Source organism: Primorskyibacter flagellatus (genome assembly GCF_900176485.1).
In the GTDB taxonomy this organism is placed as follows: Bacteria; Pseudomonadota; Alphaproteobacteria; order Rhodobacterales; family Rhodobacteraceae; genus Primorskyibacter; species Primorskyibacter flagellatus.
Window position 1 is genome coordinate 316,882 of the sequence record NZ_FWYD01000003.1, and the last position, 16,826, is coordinate 333,707.

The window sequence follows — 16,826 nt, forward strand, 5'->3', positions numbered from 1 at the left end:
ATGCGATGAACCCGCCCGGCTCAGTTGCCGGGCGGAGAGCGATGACAGGTCGGCGCAACTCAGGCGCCACCGGCCACCCAGGGCTTCCAGACATCTTCGTTGGATTCGAGCCATGCCGCAGCTGCTTCTTCGGGCTCCATCTCGTCAATATCGACAAGCTTGGCCATTTCCGCGATCTGCGGGTTGGTAAAGCTGACTTCGGTCAGGGTCTTGTAGGCGGCGGGCCATTTCTCTTCCATTCCCTCCCAAGCGGCCTTCTTGAGGTAACCGTTGGCCGGGTTGCCGCAATCATAGGTCGCGTCAGGGTTCGGACCGACCGACGGATCAGTGTCACAGCCTTCTTCCCATTTCGGGAATTCGACGAATTCACCCGGATAAAGCGCTTCAACGAAGTTGGGCGTCCAGTTGAAGATCACCACGGGGCGCTTGGTCTTTTCGGCTGCGGCCACTTCGGCCCAGAGCGCCGATGCGGAGCCCGCGTTTACCACGGTGAAATCCATATCCAGCGCCTCGACGCGCTCTGCGTCATGCTTGAGCCAGTCCACTGGACCCCCAAGGAAACGGCCGTTATCGCCGGTTTCGGGCGTGACGAATTCTGCTTTGCAGGCGTTCAGGGCTTCCCAATCGGGCAGGCCCGGGCAGGCATCTTTGGTCCAGCTAGGATACCACCAATCCTCACGGGTGATTGCGTCATGGTCCCCGGCATCGACGATCCCGCCCTTCTCCTGCGCGGCTCGGAACGAATTACCGAAGGCACCTTCCCAAACTTCGAGCTCAAGCGTCACGTCACCCAGGCGCACGGATTCATAGACTGCCTGACTGTCGGTGGACACATATTCGACATTTGTGCCCATCGATTCGAAGATCTGCCCAACCACATGGCTCATCACGATCTGGCTCGACCAATTATGGGTCGGAATGACAATGGGGTCGGAGGAATCTTCGGCAAAAGCAGTTGTGGCGCTGAGGCTTAGTCCCGCGGCAAGCGTGAAAAGTTTGAATTGCGTTTTCATCTAATTCTCCCTGATGGTTTCCCGGTGCCACTGGTGGGCACTACGGTGTTCCGCGGACGGGTCTGACCTTCCGCAGCAGCAGATTATTCAGGATATGTGAACAGGTAAGCCTGTTGTGATGAACAGGATGGTAGAGAATGTTAAAATTTGTTAACAGTCTTGCGGGAGGGCAGCGGCATTGCGCAAATATCAGATCCTGATCGTCGAGGATGAACCGGTCACCCGGACCACCCTCGCCAGCTATTTGCAGGCGCAGGGCTATACTGTTTTCGAAGCAGCAAGCGCCCCGGAGGCCGAGGACCTGCTTCCGTCCGAAGAGATAGATCTGCTGATCGTGGACATCAACCTCGAAGGTAAGGACGGGCTGGAGATTACCCGCGAGCAGCGGGCGCGATCGGATTTGGGGATTATCCTGCTGACCGGACGCAGTGATGACGTGGACCGGATTGTCGGGCTTGAGCTTGGCGCTGATGATTACGTCTGCAAGCCGTTCAACCGGCGCGAATTGCTTGCCCGAATCAAGAACCTGCTGCGCCGCACCTCTGATATCCGCCGGTTGTCCCGCCGCGTCGTGCGCTTTGGCGATTTCACATTCGACAGCGCCAGCCGCCGCCTGCAGGATGGCGACGGCGAGACAGTACCGCTGACCCGCGCCGAGTTCGAGCTGCTCAACACGCTGATCGGGCGCGCCCGCGAAGTGCTGAGCCGTGACATGTTGATGGGCAGCGTCACCCATCGCCAGTTTGGCACCAATCCGCGCACCGTTGACGTGCTGATCCGCCGCCTCCGCGCCAAGATCGAGGAAGACCCGGCCGCGCCGCGGTTCATCACCACGGTGCATGGCGAGGGGTACGTTTTTACTGCGCCACTGGAGTAAGCTCGCGCATTTCCGTCAGCGCCTGCTCCATCGCCTCCTGTGCAGCAGTCAGTTCGCGGGTCAGTCTTTTTAGATGGCGGATCACAAGCGCGCCTTCGCCGTGTTCTGCCGCCCGTTCGACTTTTTGCAGGGTCTCGATCATCTCGGTCAGGGCGAAATTTCCCGCCGCGCCCTTGATCCGATGCGCAAGCTTGCACACTCTGTGCCAGTCCTGCGAGGCACAGGCAGCGTGCAGGTCGCGCTGCTCGCGCCCGAGTTGCTCAAGAAACAAATCGGCGATTTCCAGCGTGCGTGCCGTGCCGAAATCCGCGGCATTCTCTGCCAGCGCGCGGCGAAGATCGTCGGCGATCGCACCGGAACCTTCCATGTGCTGTGGCAGAAAAACCTTGCGCTTGTGGCCTGCCGTCACCGCGTCGAGCGCTTGGGCCAGCCGATCCGGTGAGATCGGTTTGGCCACGAAGCAATCCATCCCGGCATCGAGATGAACCGAGGTCTGCTCCTCCTGTACATGCGCCGAAATGCCGATCACGGGCAGGGTCGCCAGTCGCTGATCGGTTGACTGGCGCAGCTTGCGGGTCGCCGCGGTGCCGCTGATCCCCGGCAGGTTCACATCCATCAGCACCACGTCGAAATCCTCCGCCCCGAGCACCGACAGCGCCTCTTCCGCCGAGCCGACGCAGCGGCAGGTATGGCCCAATCTTTCCAGATACCCGCGCGCCACCATACGGTTGATCTCGTTATCCTCCACCACCAGTATGCGCAAAGCCCGTACCGGGGTCGGAAAGCTTAACGAATCCTCGGCGTGCGGCAGATCAGCCGCATCGCCCGGCTCAAGCGCCACGCTTAGCGTAAAAACCGAGCCGCGGCCCTTGCTGCTCTCGACGCTGAGCGTGCCGCCCATCACATCGGTAAAGCGCTTGCAGATCGCCAACCCCAGCCCGGTGCCGCCGAATTGCCGTGCGATGCTGCGGTCTTCCTGTTCAAATGCTTCGAAAATGCGCTGCTGCGCCTGTGCCGAAATCCCGACGCCGGAATCGCTGACCTCGAACGTCACGCCAAGCTGAGCGTCTTCCTCGCTTCCCAGCCGGACCCGCAATACTACCTCGCCTTGGGCGGTGAACTTCACTGCATTGGATACCAGATTGAACAGGATCTGCCGCAGCTTCCCGGCATCGCCTTTCAGCGCCGGGGGCACCTCTGGCGGCAGGTCAAGCAGCAGTTCGACGCCGCGTTCGCGCGCCGTGGGCCGCATCAGCGTCACGATATCCTCGACCAGCTCTCGCAGGGAAAAGGTGGTGGCTTCCAGTGTCGGCACGCCGCTTTCGATCTTGGTGTAATCAAGAATGCCGTTGAGGATCCGCAGCAGGCTCTGGCTTGAGGTGATCGCAGCATGCAGACGTCTTGTCTGTGTCCGGCTCAACCCCTCGCCAAACATGGTGCGCAACATGCCCAGCACGCCGTTCATCGGCGTGCGTATCTCATGGCTCATCATCGCCAGAAATTCCGATTTCGCCCGGTCCGCGCTCTCGGCCTTGCGCCTTGCTGCATCATGCGCCTCCACCTCTTCGCGCAACTGCTCGGTCTGCTGGGTGACCAGAACTTGCAGGTTATTGCGATGTTCGAGCAATTCGCGGGCGTTGCGATCACGCTCTGCTTCAAGCTCGCGATTGTCGATGGCCTGCTGGCGAAACACCTCCACCGCCTCTTCCATCCGCGCGATCTCATCGCTTTTCAGGGGCACGACACGGCGTTCCAGGTCACCGCTGACCAAAGCGGCCATCGCGCCCGACAGCCGGTCGAGGCGGCGGGTGATATTGCCGCGAATGAAGAACCAGAGCACCGCCAGCGACACTGCCAGCGCGATACTTGCTGCAATGCCGTTGCGCAGTTGGGTGCGGCGCAATTGCGCTGTTGCGGCCACGCCGGTGGCGATCGCCTGTTCCTGCGCGATGCTTGCCACTCTGCCGGCCTCTTTGCCCAGCTGGATCGCGGCGGATTGCAGCTCGGTCTGCTGGGCTGCAATCTCGTCATGGATGCGCAGGATGTCTGCGGACAATGCAAAAATATCGCGCTCGCCCTCTACCAGCGGCAACAATACCTGCAAATGGGCGGCGGCCTGTTCGGACCGTCCCGGATCGCGGATCGAGGTGACCCGCCGCGCCACCACCTCGATGCGGTTGTTGAGCATCGCGCGGATCTCCAGCAATTGCGCCAGCGCGCCGGCTTCGGCGATCCGGTTCACCAGCAGCCCGATCTCGGCGGTGCGCGAGCGCAGCTCGAACATCAGGCCCAATTGAAAAAGGTCAACCTCGATCAGCTTGTCGAGCGTATCGGCGCGGCTGATATCCTCGGTGCTGTAATCATAGAGGCTGGTGATCACCGCGGTGGTGCCCATCTCGGCATTGGCGACCAGCGTATCGGCCATGTCGAGCAGGTCGGTGGCCGCTTGCAACGCCGCGCGCAGACGGTCGCGGCGGATCTCGGTCAGGGTGATGCGCTGCTCGACCAGATCGTTAAGCCGGAAGATCCGCGCTTCGACATCGGCCACCGCGCCGCGCAGCACCATGGTATTCCCGATCTCCTCACTGCCATCGCGCTCCAGCCGACCGCTCAGGGCCGCCACCTGCTCGGCCAGAAACTGCGCGCGCCTTTCGCGCCCGACCTGCGAGGTTTCCTTGGCGAGTTCCGGCGCGGCGGCGATTACCCGACCGCTTTCCTCGGTGATGCCGCGCACATGGGCGATCGCCGGGATCGTTTCATTCACGATGCGCGACTGACTATGGGCGATGTCGCGCAGTTCAATCAGGCCGAACACACCAGCAAGCGTCGGCAACCCGGCGATCACAAGGAACGCCAGGATCAACCGCCCGCCCAATCCCAATCTTTCGAACATGCGCCAGCTTACGCAGCAAAGTCGCGCTTGCGCAAACTTGAAACGCAGTCGCGCCCGGTGTCTACTGCCCGGACTTCACAGGAATGGACCCCCATGCGAAATCTCGCCGCACTGATCTGGCTGGCCCTGAGCGCACCGGCCTTGGCGCAAAGCTGGGATCTCGACGTGCCGCGTCTCTCCGCCGAGGGTAAGCAGACGGTCGATACCATTGCCTATCAGCCGCTCGAAGGCGCTGCGCGGCGCTGGCGGATCTGCGTCTCATATCCGCATATGAAGGACGCCTATTGGCTTAGCGTCAATTACGGCATGGTCGAGGAAGCCCGCCGTCTGGGGGTCTCATTCCGACTGGTCGAGGCGGGCGGCTATCCCAATCTCGCGCGCCAGATCGAGCAGGTCGAAAGCTGCGTCGCCTCCGGTGCCGATGCGCTGATCATCGGAACAGTGTCGTTTCACGGACTCTCGACAACCATCCGCCAGATCGCCGGGCAGATCCCGGTTATCGCTGCGGTCAATGACATCGCCGAAGGCGGTATCAGCGCCCGTTCGGCCGTGTCTTGGGAGGAAATGGGTGCCGCCGCCGGGCGGATCATCGCAGAGCGCCACCCGGAGGGCAGCGCGCCGGTGCGGTTGGCCTGGTTTCCCGGCCCCGAAGGAGCTGGCTGGGTGCGCTTTGTTCAGAACGGCTTTCACAAGGCCTTGCGCGGCAGTTCGGCGGAAGTCGTTGTCAGCAAATTCGGCGATACCGGTCGTGAGATCCAGGTGCGACTGGTCGAAGAGGCGCTCGATGATTTCCCCGATCTCGATTACATTGTCGGAAGCGCCCCGACCGCCGAAGCGGCGGTGTCGTTGCTGCGCGCGCGAGGGCTTGATGAGCAGATTCTGATCGTTTCCGATTACATGAGCCATGCGGTCTATCGCGGCATCAGACGCGGCAGAATTCTCGCGGCACCGACTGATTTTCCAATCCTGCAAGGGCGGCTGGCCATCGAAATGGCGGTGCGTGCCATCGAAGGCAAGCTTGAGATCACCAAGGCCGGACCGAAGATCCAAGTCATCACCGGGGACAATGTCGATGCGATTTCACTTTCCGAAACCCTGGCTCCGGCGGCCTTCGTGCCGGTCTTTGAGACCCATTAGTGGTTTGCAAAAAATCAGCGCGTGCTGGAACACGGATCGTGCCAACAGTGCGTTTCTGGTGACACATGATGACGCAAACGCCGACAGTCGAAATTGTGACAAAAGCGATCCCTTCAAGTATTTTCAGATGTCAGCCGGATCCTTGGTATTGGTGACGGCCTGCATCCGGCGCGTTGGTGTCGATGAAATGGATCGGGCCGCGACCCCGGACCGCCAGGGAATTAAGAGATTTCTGAAATATAGAATATAATACAATATGTTACGATTCTCAGGGCGGGCAATACATAGCTCTCCTCTCTTGGCGGCGCGTTCGAATATCAGGCCACCGCTGTCCTGAACAGGTCGCCGGGCTTCGCCGAGTTGTTCAGCCACGCGCGAAGTTTGTTCAGTGCCGCCAACTGGCCGCCACCGATAGGGCCAATATTCAGCATCGTGCGGTAGGACGCGGACACCGTTTTTTACTGTATCTTTTCTATATGGCGTGGCGCGGACGATGCACCGAATGGCGCCCCGAATTCGCGGCGAACTCTCGCTCAGAGTGTGTTGTTGGGCATCATGCATCGAAAGGTGGTTGATCCGGAGGCATGGAATTGGCACGATCCTTGCCGAGACGTTTGGGTTTTGAATAATTTCCGCAGCATGAAAGGGACACCATGAGACAGCTCTTTTCCGGGGCTTTATGCCTCGCATTCGCCAGTGCTTCTACGCTTCACGCGCAGGAAGACGCGATTTTTTCGGGTGCTGACCGCGTTCATCCGGTTTATGCGGAAAATGGCATGGTCGCGGCGCAGGAAGGTGTTGCCGCCCGCGTCGGGCTCGACATTCTCAAAGCCGGCGGCAACGCCATCGACGCGGGCGTGGCTGTGGCTTTTGCGCTGGCAGTGACCCTGCCGCGTGCGGGCAATATCGGCGGGGGGGGCTTCATGCTTGTGCATGACGCGGAATCTGGCGAGACCAAAGCGATTGATTACCGCGAAATGGCCCCTGCCTCGGCCGAGCGGGACATGTATCTTGACGAAGAAGGCAATGCCGATTCCGAATTGTCACGCTTCACCGGCCTTGCCACGGGCGTACCGGGCACTGTCGCGGGTATGCAGATGGCGCTGGACCAATACGGCACCATGACGCTGGCCGAGGTTATCCAGCCCGCGATCGAACTGGCGCGCGACGGGATTGCCGTAACGCCGGGCCTTGCCGACAGCCTCAAAGGACTGGAGGCACGGCTCAAGAAATGGCCCTCATCCGAAGCAATTTTCTTCAAGGAAGGCGGCGGATTCTACGAACCGGGCGAAACCCTGACGCAGGCCGATCTGGCCAACACGCTTCAGAAGATCGCCGATGAGGGCATTGACGGTTTCTACAAGGGCGAGACAGCGGAAAAGATCGCGACGGCCGTGCAGAATACCGGCGGGCGGATCACGGTCGAGGATATGGCGAACTACAAGCCCGTCCTGCGGGACCCGGTCAGCGGCACCTATCGCGGATACGAGATCGTCTCGATGCCGCCGCCCAGTTCCGGCGGGGCGCATATCGTGCAGATCCTCAATATCCTCGAAGGCTATCCCATTGGCTTTCTGGGCCACAATTCCGCCGACACGATCCACCTGATGGCCGAAGCGATGAAGCGCGCCTATGCGGACCGCTCGGAGTATCTGGGGGACAGTGATTTTGTCGATGTGCCGCTGGCAGAGATCACGTCCAAGGATTATGCCGCCGACATTCGCAAGCAGATCAGCCTGCATGCCGCAACACCCTCCAGCACGATCAAACCGGGCGACCTAGCGCCTTATGAGAGTAATGAGACCACGCATTTCTCGATTGTGGACAAGGATGGCAACGCCGTCGCCAATACCTACACCATAAACTTCTCCTACGGGTCGGGCATGGTCGCTGACGGCACCGGCGTGCTGCTGAACAACGAAATGGACGACTTTGCCGCCAAACCGGGCGTGCCCAACGCCTACGGGTTGATCGGCGGGGATGCCAATGCTGTCGAAGGTGGCAAGCGGCCGCTGTCGTCGATGTCGCCGACGCTGGTGATGAAGGATGGCAAGGTCTTCATGGTGACCGGTTCGCCGGGTGGGTCGCGGATCATCACGACCACGCTGCAAGTCATCATGAACGTGATTGACCACGGCATGAACATCGCCGAGGCCAGCTTTGCATCCCGCATCCACCACCAGTGGTTGCCCGATGAAATCCGCATCGAGGATGGGATCAGCGTCGATACGATTGGCCTGCTGGAACAGCGCGGACACAAGGTCAGCGAACAGTCCGTGATGGGCTCGACCCAGTCGATCCTTGTGGACGAAGCAAGCGGCTACCTGTTCGGTGCCTCGGACCCCCGCCGCGTCGATGCGGCGACACTGGGCCACTGACGGGGCCACTGAACGTGAACGAACCCGCCCCGGTCAGCACGCGCTGGCCGGGGCTTTCTTTTGCGCGGGCTTCATCCGGTGATGGTTGCACAGCGAATACCGGACGCGCTGTGCAATTGCATGGTGCCTCCGCGCAGCTCGCCAGTGCCGAAGGTCGATGAACTCTTGATCCTGCACGGATTTACCGACTTGACGGCAGATGAAATTCCAGCGGCCGCCCGGATTGGCCGGAGCATTGCATTCAGGATTTTCCCGTCCCGATGCAGCAAAAGCGGACAGCGGCCAAGGCATTGCGGGATACTATATATTTCATGGGTACCTCCTCGGTTGGGTCGCAATGCACTCCCCCGGTGCTGCGTATATCTCCCGTCAGGTTTCGGGCGAGAGCCGCTTTCTTTTGGGTTGGGAATGTATGAACCTGGGTGCTGTCATAGACAGGTCAACCGCGCCAAGGATTGAGAAGCGCAAGCCGTCGGAACCTTTGCAACGGCGTTGCCTTCCGATAGGCCTCTGCAAAATGGCGCAGGGCATGCAATTGCGTTTACGCGCGGCGCACTTCTCTGCAATACATCCCCTAAGCCCGAACGCACTGTGGCGTTGCACCTTTAACGATGGGTCCTGAAATCGACGAAATGTTGGCAGGAATGATCATGCGAACTATCCGTTTTCTTGTCCATCTTTCGGCCTATGCCGAAGAAATGGTCGAATTGTGATGTCGCAGCGTAGAAAGGTCTCTCTCAAGGTCCGCCTGGCGGGCGGGGCAATGCTTCTGACGGTGGGGACGCTTTTTACCGCGGGGGCGATGTTCATCGGGATGACCCGCGTTTCGGATCGGTTGGAAACCGCCCTGGCCGCAGAGGCGCGGATTGCGCGCTATTCCACGCTCTCTACCCAGATTTCCACCTTTCTCGTGATTTCGACCGAAGCGGTGCAAGCCGGACTTGATGCCGGGGCGCGGGGAGAACGGCTTGAGCCGGTCGTCAGGAACATCAATACCACTTTTGGGCAGTTGCGCCGGGATCTGGAACAGGCCGTCGCGCAGGTCGAGGCGTTGGGGCTGGACGCGCAATCCCGCTATGCCACGCAATCGTTGGGTCTGGCGCGGATGGAGGCTTTGATCGGTAATACTGTCAGCGGATTGCAGGCAGGTCCTGACAATGCAGAAACGCTGAGGGCACGGATCAATGGGTTCGCATCCGGGTTTGATCCGCTGCTCAATCAGGCGGTGAATGCCGAAATCCTGTTCAGAAACGAAATCCTGACGGGGATCGAGAGATTGCGGCAGTCGCTTGGACGGCTGGCAATCGTGATTGCCGTTCTGTCCGTCCTGACCGCACTGGCCTTTTATTTCGGGTTGGTTCGGCCTCAATTCGGGCGACTTGACCGGCTGCGCGATGCGGCCCGGCAGATCGGGTCAGAGAATTACGCCGTCGCGCTGCCCGAAACCAGGCAGGATGAGATCGGGCTGCTCTACTCCGAGACCAACCGGATGGCACAGGCGCTAAGCCTGCGCGAGGACAACATACGCAAAGACCGTGAGGCGTTGAATGAGATCATCGAACAGCGCACGGCGGAGCTGCGCACCGCCAATGCGGCGCTGGCGAAAACCGATGAAAACCGCCGCCGCTTTTTCGCCGATATAAGCCATGAGCTGCGCACGCCGCTGACGGTGATCCTGATGGAGGCGCAGATCGGCCAAAGGCAGGGGTCCGGGGCGGATTCTGCCTTCGCGACGATTGAAGAACGCGCAGCGCGTCTGAACCGGCGGATTGATGATTTGCTGCGGGTGGCGCGTTCGGAAAGTGGTGAACTGGCGCTGGATCCGCAGCCTGTTGATCTGGCCGAGATCTTGACCGATGTGGCCGAAGAGGTTGCCCATGAATGCGCAAATGCGGGCATGGTGCTGGAGATGGCGTCGTGCCCCGCGCTTCCGGTTGTGGCGGATGCCAACTGGATGCGGCAGGTGGTGGTGGGGCTGGTGCGCAACGCCGTGCGACATGCGCGGGACGGTGGGATCGTGCGTTTGGTGCCCATAGACGAGCCGCAATCGGTCGGAATTGCCGTGGTGGATCATGGTCCCGGCGTGCCCCCCTCCGACATCGCAGAACTGTTTGAGCGGTTCAGGCGCGGGCGCAGCCCGGAAGGGCAGGGGTTCGGGATCGGGCTGGCGCTGGCGCGTTGGGTGGTCGAAGCACAGGGGGGCACGATCCGGATGCAAAGCCCGCTGCCGTCCGACGATGCGGGCGGGCACGGAACGAAAGTATCCGTTAGACTGCCGCGCAAGGATCCGTAAACTGCCGCTATGACAACACGCCTTCTGATCGTCGATGATGACCCCGGAATCACCGCAGCCCTTGCGCGCGGTCTGGCCCTGCATGGTTATATCGCGGATACCGAGAACCGCGCCGACAGGGCATTGGAACGGCTGATGGCCGATCAGTACGATGGTGCGATTTTCGATGTCATGCTGGGGGAAGAGAATGGCATCGACGTTGTCCGCTCTGCGCGTGCCGGAGGTATCGTGGTGCCGATCATCATGCTGTCGGCCCTGTCGGATGTGGATCATCGCGCCGCCGGCCTGGAGGCCGGCGCAGATGACTATATCGTCAAGCCGTTTTCCTTCGACGAGCTGGTGGCCCGGCTGCGTGTGCAGGAGAAACGCGCGATGGTCAGTCGCCCGGCACCCGCTGTCATGACGGAAAGGACGCGTTGCTTGCGCCGCGCGCAGGGGGAAACTTTCTTGACAGAGCGGGAGTTTTCGCTGCTGCGCATTCTGGCGGACAACGCCGGATCACCGGTGTCGCGCGGGCAGATCTTTGACATGTTATGGGCGACCGACGGGTCCGGCACGGAAAATGTCGTCGATGTTTATATCGGCTATCTGCGAAAAAAGATCGCCGGGCAGGATTTCGGATTTGAGATCCGGACGCAGCGCAATCGTGGTTTTTGCCTTGAAGGGCTGACACCGGTTTTGGGCTGACATGTTCTTAGGAAATAAGAATTCGCTTTCTGCCCGTGGTTTGACAGTATCAGACGCAGAAACGGCGAGGTCCTCTGCCGGTTTCAAACTCCTCCCGCCGGGATGAATGGCGGTCCGCTCAATCTCTCTCTCCAAGTGCATGGTTTGGCGGGCCGCACCCGACAGGGTGCCGGGGCTGAGTGTCTCAGGGCACGGGGCGCGGCGAACGGCTTGCGACCGTGCGCTCTACTCTGGATGGCGGGGCGCTTGACGTGAGGGTGCCAGATATGGGCGGGTCACGTCGCGCAACCGAATGTCCAAAGCCTCAACCTCGGCCCGGATCGCACCGTCGCCGGCCAGCGTCAGAATGACGTTGCCAGAGGGCGCATCGGTGGCCTCGAATGTCAGCGCAAGCAGGGACAGCACCGTATCGCGATCTTTCGGGTCGATGCCTTGGGTGCCGACGCGGTGAACGTTTTCGATCATCAAAACCGATTGCACACGTTCGGGCGACCGTGCTGTCTGGCCGGCGGACTGAAGGTCCTCCCAACGGAAACGATTGACCAGCAGCGCCAGCCGTCCCGTGCCGCGATCCCAACGCATTTCGGTGATCGGGAAAACCGCGTCTTGCGCCAGTGACGACAAGACTGTCAGATCCTCCACATCCAAAGCCCCGAGGTTCAGCGGGCGATCGCCGCCATCTTCGAATTTTGCATCATCGGTCATTTGAGTTGTACCCGTTCTATCTTGGCACCAACGCCCGAGAATTTGCGGACGACCTGTTCGTATCCGCGATCCAGATGGTAAACTCGGCTGACAATGGTTTCGCCTTCGGCCGCCAGCCCGGCAAGGATCAGGGAAACGCTGGCGCGCAGGTCGGTCGCCATCACTGGCGCGCCCTTCAGCCGGTCGACGCCGTGCACCGTGGCAAGGCCGCCCTGAACGTCGATTTCCGCACCCATGCGCACCAGTTCCGGCGCGTGCATGAAGCGGTTCTCGAAGATTTTCTCTTCCAGGACCGAGGTGCCATCTGCGGTGCAGAGCAGCGCCATCATCTGTGCCTGAAGGTCAGTTGGAAAGCCTGGAAATACCTCTGTCACGACATCGATGGCCCGAATGCGGCCATTCTTGCGCGACACTTTCAGCCCCGCTTCGGTTTCCTCGACCGAAATCCCGCATTGATCCAGCTTTTCGCAAAAAGCCTGTACCAGCTCGATCCGGCCGCCAAGACATTCGACCGTCCCGCCTGCGATCGCGGGAGCCAGCATATAGGTGCCCAGTTCAATCCGGTCGGTGACGACCTGATGTGTCGCACCGCCCAACCGGTCAACGCCTTGGATGGTGATCGTCGAGGTACCCTCACCGTCGATCTGCGCACCCATCTTGCGCAGGCAGCGCACCAGATCAACAATCTCGGGCTCGCGCGCCGCGTTCTTCAGCACGGTGGTGCCTTTGGCCAGCGTCGCCGCCATCACCGTGTTCTCGGTGGCACCTACGGAGGCAAAACGCAGCTCGTGCGTGGCACCTTTCAGCCCGCCCGGAGCCTGCGCATGCAGGTAGCCGTCTTTCAGCTCAATCTCTGCGCCCAATGCCTCCAGTGCATCGATATGCAGATCCATCGGGCGCGCGCCGATGGCGCATCCACCGGGCAGGGAGACGATCGCATGCCCCAACCTTGCCAGCATCGGCCCCAGCACGAGGTTGGATGCGCGCATCTTGCGAACGATGTCGTAATGCGCGGTGTGATTGTTCAGGTTATGGCTGGACATTGCCAACACCTTGCCACCCTGAAGGCTGGATACCTCTGCCCCAAGCGAGCTCAGAAGCTCCGTCATGGTCTTGATGTCCGATAGGCGCGGCGCGTTGGTCAGCGTCAGCGGCTCTTCAGACAAGAGCGTCGCGGGCATAAGTGTGAGGCACGCGTTCTTGGCCCCGGCTATCGGGATCTGCCCATCGAGTTCGCCGCCACCAGTCACTATGATCGAATCCATATGCCTCAGTCTTTCTTTTTCCCGGCCTGCTCGTTGGCCTGTGTGTCATCCACCGCAGTGGCTCGGGCGCGCGCTTGCGCCTTGCGCCGGGCCAGATTGGCCTTCAACGCCGCTTTCAGTCGATCATCCCGGTTCGCCGGTTTTGCACTGTCCGATTTCCGCTTCATCGGCCCTCCTTAACCCACTCGGCAAAAAGCGTCCAGATTGCGCTTGCACGCGATCTGAATTGCGTCTAGAGAGCCGCCCACACCGTCGGTTTCCTACGGTTCATTTGCCCTGTATGCGCACGTATCGCTGCTGCATATCGGTCGGACGAACAGCAGGCGCTGATCGTGATAGAGGAATCCCAGAACCCTCTTGCCTCGTGCCAACGTCAGAGGTTACTAACTGGAAACGAGATGCTGTGGTAGCTCAGTGGCAGAGCACACCCTTGGTAAGGGTGAGGTCGAGAGTTCAATCCTCTCTCACAGCACCATTTCTCCATTTAGACCTGTCGAATCCCCTAACACCTTGAAGGGAAAAGGCAGATTTTATAGTTCTATACCCTTGATTCCGGCGGTACTTCGGCGGCTCTTCGCAGTCCCGCGTCTCGCAGCGATAGTAGGCGTATCGCTTGCGGCAGCCTGTAGTCCAAGCCGCCGTCATGGCGTTGCCGCAGGAACCGCATGCGACGAACCCGCGTAGCGGGAAATCCTCGTGATAATCCGCCCGCGCTGCCGGGGCGCGTTTCCTTCCTTCCTGCCAGATTTTCTTGAATGCGCTGGAACGTCTAGTAGCTGATAAGACCTTCGTGCTTTCCTTCCCTAACAGCGACCTTCCATTTGGGAGCCTCGACATATCCGGCGTAAACAACCTTCTTGAGCCGCCGCGTGACCGTCATGGAGCGCAATGAGCCGTCCTTGCGATCTTTAAGGAAATGCGGATTGCGTTTGAAAAAGCGCAGCACTTCGACTTGGCTGGCGAAACACCCGCTAGCATAACCTTCGAGAGCTTCGCGAACCACGGCGGCTATCGGCTCGTCAGGCACAAGCACCTTGCCGCCACCTTTGGCGGAAACGTGTTTGTATCCGGTAGGTGCGCGGAACACCCAATAGCCGCTTTCAACGCGGGATTTCAGTAAGTAGTTTGATTTGGCGATCCCGGGAGGACTCGAACCCCCAACATCCTGATTAGAAGTCAGGTGCTCTATCCAGTTGAGCTACGGGACCGTGGCTCTTTGATAACGGTTCGGAAAACGGTTCTCAAACCGGTGACATTTCCCTAACCGTCTGTATTTTCATCTCCTTCTGGCCCCAGACCTCCGGCTTAGAAGGTCCTCGCTCTATCCAGTTGAGCTACGGAGCCGCTGAAAACAGGCTGTAAAACAGTCCGCGATATTCTACTACTTGCTAATCAACGTCACTTCAAAGCAAAATTTGGGCTTGACCAACGGATTAGAAGGTCCTTGATCTATCCAGTTGAATTACATGGACGAACGCTGCCAGATTCTATCCAAATTCCGACCGATGACACCCTGATGGTCAGAGACTTGGTGCCGCCATGGCATGCGCCCCACCTGGAAGAAACCTTTTGGTTTGATGGGCTTATGCGCACATGGTGGGCGGTTATTGGCGCTCTAGGTAGCTGAGTAGCTGAGTTATTGGACCTGTCGCGCATCTTGTGATCGGCTGGGCGGTCTCAAACCGGATGAAACGGGATTTTATCATCCGGGTGTGGAATATGGCCATTACACTCAAAGCACCGCTAAGGGGCTTTATTCATTATACAAATCAGGGCAGCCAACATAGGTTCTGACCGGGCGTGGATGTTGTCGGGCCTGGGGTTTCTTGTTCGTGAGTGCGTGATGCTCGGACAGTCGGATGCCTGGCTGCTCGTCCGGTCGATATATATTGCTGCAAATCATACCGCACCACAAAAACGCGCATAACTTTCGGCTGTTGCGGGGGATATGTGACGATGATCCCCCGAGGATACCTGATTAAAACCATTTGAAAACCCTTGAAACCTTTCGGTTCCCGGCAGACATAGGGGCAGTAATAACAGGAGACCGCCAATGCCCGCGCCCAACCCCTCTGCGATGGAATTTCTATTGAGCCGGCGGTCGCGTCCCGCCAAGACCCTGACAGGCCCTGCACCCGACACGCAGGCGTTGGAGAAAATCCTGACCGCAGCGGCGCGGACGCCCGATCATGGCAAGCTGGAACCGTGGCGGTTCATCGTCCTTCAGGGGGCGGCGTTGCAACGTCTGGCCACCGCGGCCGAGCGGCGGGGCAAGAGCCTGGGCCTGGATGAAAGCAAGATTGACAAGGGGCGGTCGCAATTTGCCGACAGCCCGCTTTGTGTCGCGGTCGTGCAGGTGGAACGCAAAGCCGAGAAGGTGCCGTTGCTGGAGCAGACCTATTCCGCCGGAGCAGTGTGCCTTGCGCTTTTGAATGCGGCTCTGGCGACCGGATGGGGGGCAAACTGGCTGTCTGGCTGGGTCGCGCATGACCGAAAATTCATGGAAGAGGCGCTTGGTCTGACATCGCATGAGCGTATCGCCGGATACATTCATATCGGGACAGAAACGGCGGCCCCGCCTGAGCGTCCGCGCCCGGTGCTGGACGACATCACGAGCTGGGTTACAGAATGATCCTGTCGTCGTTTCTGGCGGCTGTCGGCCAAATCGGAGATATGCGGTTTCGCAAAGTTCTGGTGCTGGGGGTTGGGCTGACCATCGCATTGCTGATAGGGGCCACGGCCGGTTTCTTGTGGCTGCTCGACGCGATCATCCCCGAAGGCGTGACGTTGTTCGGCCGAGAGATCACCGCATTGGATGATTTCGCCAGTTGGGCCGCTATTGGCCTGATGATGGTTCTGTCGGTTTTCCTGATGGTGCCGGTTGCGTCGGCCATTACCTCGATGTTTCTCGACGATGTGGCGCAGGCGGTGGAGGACAAGCACTACCCTGATTTGCCTCCCGCAGCCCCAGTGCCTTTCGGGGACGCCCTGCGCGACACGGTCAACTTTCTCGGGGTACTGATCCTCGCAAATATTGTTGCGCTTATTCTGGGGCTGATCTTTCTGCCCGCGTGGCCGTTTATCTTCTGGGGCGTGAACGGGTTTCTGTTGGGCCGGGAATACTTCACGCTTGCGGCGATGCGGCGGGTGGGCCGGGCCGAGGCGAAACGTCTGCGCAGGCGTCACATGGCCACGATCTGGCTGGCCGGCGTGTTGATGGCTGTGCCGCTATCGGTGCCGTTGGTGAACCTGTTGATCCCGATTTTGGGTGCTGCCACCTTTACCCATCTGTTTCATGAGCTTCAGTCTCGGGTGCCATCCGGTTGAACATGTCCAGATCACGCACGGTGATCCAGCCCGACAGGATGACGCCGGCGATGATCGCCCACAAGACCGCGGAGATCCCCGTGGTGATCAAGGCCTTCTTTTTCAGCCCGTGATGCTCTGGCGCGCTGGCATGTGTGCCGGGCACGATCTTGTTCACATCGCCCTGTGTTTGAAGGCGAAGCGGAATGATGATCAGGAAGCACAGAAACCAGATCACCGCGAAAAGAACGACAGCAGAAACAATGGACATT

The 16,826-nt window shown here is 60.0% G+C and carries 17 protein-coding genes, 2 tRNA genes and 1 pseudogene; 9 read left to right on the forward strand and 11 right to left on the reverse strand.

All coding sequences use genetic code 11. The features are described from left to right. Positions 1–59 precede the first annotated feature (59 nt). Positions 60–1,013, reverse strand: a complete 954-nt coding sequence (locus B8991_RS06980; protein ID WP_084351761.1) for an ABC transporter substrate-binding protein — start codon at positions 1,011–1,013, stop codon at positions 60–62. Positions 1,014–1,191: 178 nt separating this feature from the next. Here B8991_RS06980 and B8991_RS06985 point away from each other — a divergent pair, with 178 nt between their 5' ends. After that, entirely contained in the window at positions 1,192–1,890 is a 699-nt protein-coding gene (locus B8991_RS06985) for a response regulator (protein ID WP_084351763.1), read from the forward strand. Here the strand turns inward: B8991_RS06985 and B8991_RS06990 are convergent. Further along, the gene (locus B8991_RS06990; protein WP_084351765.1) at positions 1,871–4,783 is read right to left on the reverse strand and encodes an ATP-binding protein; all 2,913 of its coding nucleotides are present in this window, start codon (positions 4,781–4,783) and stop codon (positions 1,871–1,873) included. The genes B8991_RS06985 and B8991_RS06990 overlap by 20 nt on opposite strands. Before the next feature lie 93 nt (positions 4,784–4,876). Here B8991_RS06990 and torT point away from each other — a divergent pair, with 93 nt between their 5' ends. Further along, entirely contained in the window at positions 4,877–5,920 is a 1,044-nt protein-coding gene (gene torT, locus B8991_RS06995) for a TMAO reductase system periplasmic protein TorT (RefSeq protein WP_084351767.1), read from the forward strand. A gap of 317 nt (positions 5,921–6,237) precedes the next feature. Here torT and B8991_RS22145 read toward each other — a convergent pair whose 3' ends face one another. Continuing rightward, entirely contained in the window at positions 6,238–6,372 is a 135-nt protein-coding gene (locus B8991_RS22145) for a hypothetical protein (protein ID WP_268876730.1), read from the reverse strand. Positions 6,373–6,573: 201 nt separating this feature from the next. Between B8991_RS22145 and ggt the strand changes: the two genes are divergently transcribed. Beyond that, positions 6,574–8,298 carry a gamma-glutamyltransferase gene (gene ggt / locus B8991_RS07005; protein ID WP_084351771.1) on the forward strand — a complete coding sequence of 575 codons (1,725 nt, stop codon included), beginning with the start codon at positions 6,574–6,576 and terminating at the stop codon, positions 8,296–8,298. Between the two features lie 33 nt (positions 8,299–8,331). Here ggt and B8991_RS22280 read toward each other — a convergent pair whose 3' ends face one another. Then, entirely contained in the window at positions 8,332–8,589 is a 258-nt protein-coding gene (locus B8991_RS22280) for a hypothetical protein (protein WP_084351773.1), read from the reverse strand. A 421-nt stretch (positions 8,590–9,010) separates the two neighbouring features. On the opposite strand from B8991_RS22280, the gene B8991_RS07015 reads away from it, so the two are divergent. Then, positions 9,011–10,591: a sensor histidine kinase gene (locus B8991_RS07015; protein ID WP_084351775.1), complete on the forward strand. Its 1,581-nt coding sequence runs from the start codon at positions 9,011–9,013 to the stop codon at positions 10,589–10,591. Between the two features lie 9 nt (positions 10,592–10,600). Then, complete coding sequence (locus B8991_RS07020) at positions 10,601–11,278, forward strand: response regulator transcription factor (protein WP_084351777.1); 678 nt, start codon at positions 10,601–10,603, stop codon at positions 11,276–11,278. 225 nt (positions 11,279–11,503) lie between these two features. On the opposite strand, the gene B8991_RS07025 is transcribed toward B8991_RS07020, so the two are convergent. Genes B8991_RS07025 through B8991_RS21415 form a run of 3 tightly spaced genes read right to left on the reverse strand, consistent with a single transcriptional unit; the run spans position 11,504 to position 13,415 of the window. Beyond that, positions 11,504–11,983, reverse strand: coding sequence for a DUF2948 family protein (locus B8991_RS07025; RefSeq protein WP_084351779.1), 480 nt, complete (start codon positions 11,981–11,983; stop codon positions 11,504–11,506). Then, on the reverse strand, positions 11,980–13,248 hold the full coding sequence (murA, locus tag B8991_RS07030) for a UDP-N-acetylglucosamine 1-carboxyvinyltransferase (RefSeq protein ID WP_084351781.1): 1,269 nt from the start codon (positions 13,246–13,248) through the stop codon (positions 11,980–11,982). The genes B8991_RS07025 and murA overlap by 4 nt, the downstream gene beginning before the upstream one ends. A 5-nt stretch (positions 13,249–13,253) precedes the next feature. Continuing rightward, the gene (locus B8991_RS21415; RefSeq protein ID WP_179141439.1) at positions 13,254–13,415 is read right to left on the reverse strand and encodes a hypothetical protein; all 162 of its coding nucleotides are present in this window, start codon (positions 13,413–13,415) and stop codon (positions 13,254–13,256) included. Positions 13,416–13,648: 233 nt separating this feature from the next. Between B8991_RS21415 and B8991_RS07035 the strand changes: the two genes are divergently transcribed. Continuing rightward, positions 13,649–13,723, forward strand: a tRNA-Thr gene (locus B8991_RS07035). On the opposite strand, the gene B8991_RS22235 is transcribed toward B8991_RS07035, so the two are convergent. The 3 genes from B8991_RS22235 to B8991_RS07045 all read right to left on the reverse strand — a co-directional run bounded on the left by B8991_RS22235 (position 13,702) and on the right by B8991_RS07045 (position 14,456). Then, the gene (locus B8991_RS22235; RefSeq protein WP_179141440.1) at positions 13,702–14,085 is read right to left on the reverse strand and encodes a recombinase zinc ribbon domain-containing protein; all 384 of its coding nucleotides are present in this window, start codon (positions 14,083–14,085) and stop codon (positions 13,702–13,704) included. The two genes, B8991_RS07035 and B8991_RS22235, sit on opposite strands and share 22 nt — an antisense overlap. Then, on the reverse strand, positions 14,018–14,335 hold the full coding sequence (locus B8991_RS21420) for a serine integrase family protein (protein WP_084351783.1): 318 nt from the start codon (positions 14,333–14,335) through the stop codon (positions 14,018–14,020). The genes B8991_RS22235 and B8991_RS21420 overlap by 68 nt, the downstream gene beginning before the upstream one ends. Positions 14,336–14,379: 44 nt before the next feature. Continuing rightward, positions 14,380–14,456 (reverse strand) — tRNA-Arg (locus B8991_RS07045). A 451-nt stretch (positions 14,457–14,907) separates the two neighbouring features. On the opposite strand from B8991_RS07045, the pseudogene B8991_RS21865 reads away from it, so the two are divergent. From B8991_RS21865 to B8991_RS07055, 3 genes and pseudogenes are all read left to right on the forward strand, one after another. Further along, positions 14,908–15,033, forward strand: a pseudogene (locus B8991_RS21865) (IS3 family transposase); the annotation flags it as partial. Positions 15,034–15,301: 268 nt separating this feature from the next. Further along, positions 15,302–15,880: a nitroreductase family protein gene (locus B8991_RS07050; RefSeq protein ID WP_084351785.1), complete on the forward strand. Its 579-nt coding sequence runs from the start codon at positions 15,302–15,304 to the stop codon at positions 15,878–15,880. Further along, entirely contained in the window at positions 15,877–16,575 is a 699-nt protein-coding gene (locus tag B8991_RS07055) for an EI24 domain-containing protein (RefSeq protein WP_084351787.1), read from the forward strand. Before B8991_RS07050 ends, B8991_RS07055 begins: the two co-directional genes overlap by 4 nt. Here the strand turns inward: B8991_RS07055 and B8991_RS07060 are convergent. Continuing rightward, complete coding sequence (locus tag B8991_RS07060; protein ID WP_084351790.1) at positions 16,529–16,825, reverse strand: DUF1467 family protein; 297 nt, start codon at positions 16,823–16,825, stop codon at positions 16,529–16,531. The two genes, B8991_RS07055 and B8991_RS07060, sit on opposite strands and share 47 nt — an antisense overlap. Position 16,826: the final 1 nt, after the last annotated feature.

What these genes read in the sequence shown, in the direction of transcription:
- B8991_RS06980 (WP_084351761.1), bottom strand. Translation starts at nt 1,013, where the DNA reads ATGAAAACGCAATTCAAACTTTTCACGCTTGCCGCGGGACTAAGCCTC.
- B8991_RS06990 (WP_084351765.1), bottom strand. Translation starts at nt 4,783, where the DNA reads ATGTTCGAAAGATTGGGATTGGGCGGGCGGTTGATCCTGGCGTTCCTT.
- torT (WP_084351767.1), top strand. Translation starts at nt 4,877, where the DNA reads ATGCGAAATCTCGCCGCACTGATCTGGCTGGCCCTGAGCGCACCGGCC.
- ggt (WP_084351771.1), top strand. Translation starts at nt 6,574, where the DNA reads ATGAGACAGCTCTTTTCCGGGGCTTTATGCCTCGCATTCGCCAGTGCT.
- B8991_RS22280 (WP_084351773.1), bottom strand. Translation starts at nt 8,589, where the DNA reads ATGCCTTGGCCGCTGTCCGCTTTTGCTGCATCGGGACGGGAAAATCCT.
- B8991_RS07015 (WP_084351775.1), top strand. Translation starts at nt 9,011, where the DNA reads ATGTCGCAGCGTAGAAAGGTCTCTCTCAAGGTCCGCCTGGCGGGCGGG.
- B8991_RS07020 (WP_084351777.1), top strand. Translation starts at nt 10,601, where the DNA reads ATGACAACACGCCTTCTGATCGTCGATGATGACCCCGGAATCACCGCA.
- B8991_RS07025 (WP_084351779.1), bottom strand. Translation starts at nt 11,983, where the DNA reads ATGACCGATGATGCAAAATTCGAAGATGGCGGCGATCGCCCGCTGAAC.
- murA (WP_084351781.1), bottom strand. Translation starts at nt 13,248, where the DNA reads ATGGATTCGATCATAGTGACTGGTGGCGGCGAACTCGATGGGCAGATC.
- B8991_RS21415 (WP_179141439.1), bottom strand. Translation starts at nt 13,415, where the DNA reads ATGAAGCGGAAATCGGACAGTGCAAAACCGGCGAACCGGGATGATCGA.
- B8991_RS22235 (WP_179141440.1), bottom strand. Translation starts at nt 14,085, where the DNA reads ATGTCGAGGCTCCCAAATGGAAGGTCGCTGTTAGGGAAGGAAAGCACG.
- B8991_RS07050 (WP_084351785.1), top strand. Translation starts at nt 15,302, where the DNA reads ATGCCCGCGCCCAACCCCTCTGCGATGGAATTTCTATTGAGCCGGCGG.
- B8991_RS07055 (WP_084351787.1), top strand. Translation starts at nt 15,877, where the DNA reads ATGATCCTGTCGTCGTTTCTGGCGGCTGTCGGCCAAATCGGAGATATG.
- B8991_RS07060 (WP_084351790.1), bottom strand. Translation starts at nt 16,825, where the DNA reads ATGTCCATTGTTTCTGCTGTCGTTCTTTTCGCGGTGATCTGGTTTCTG.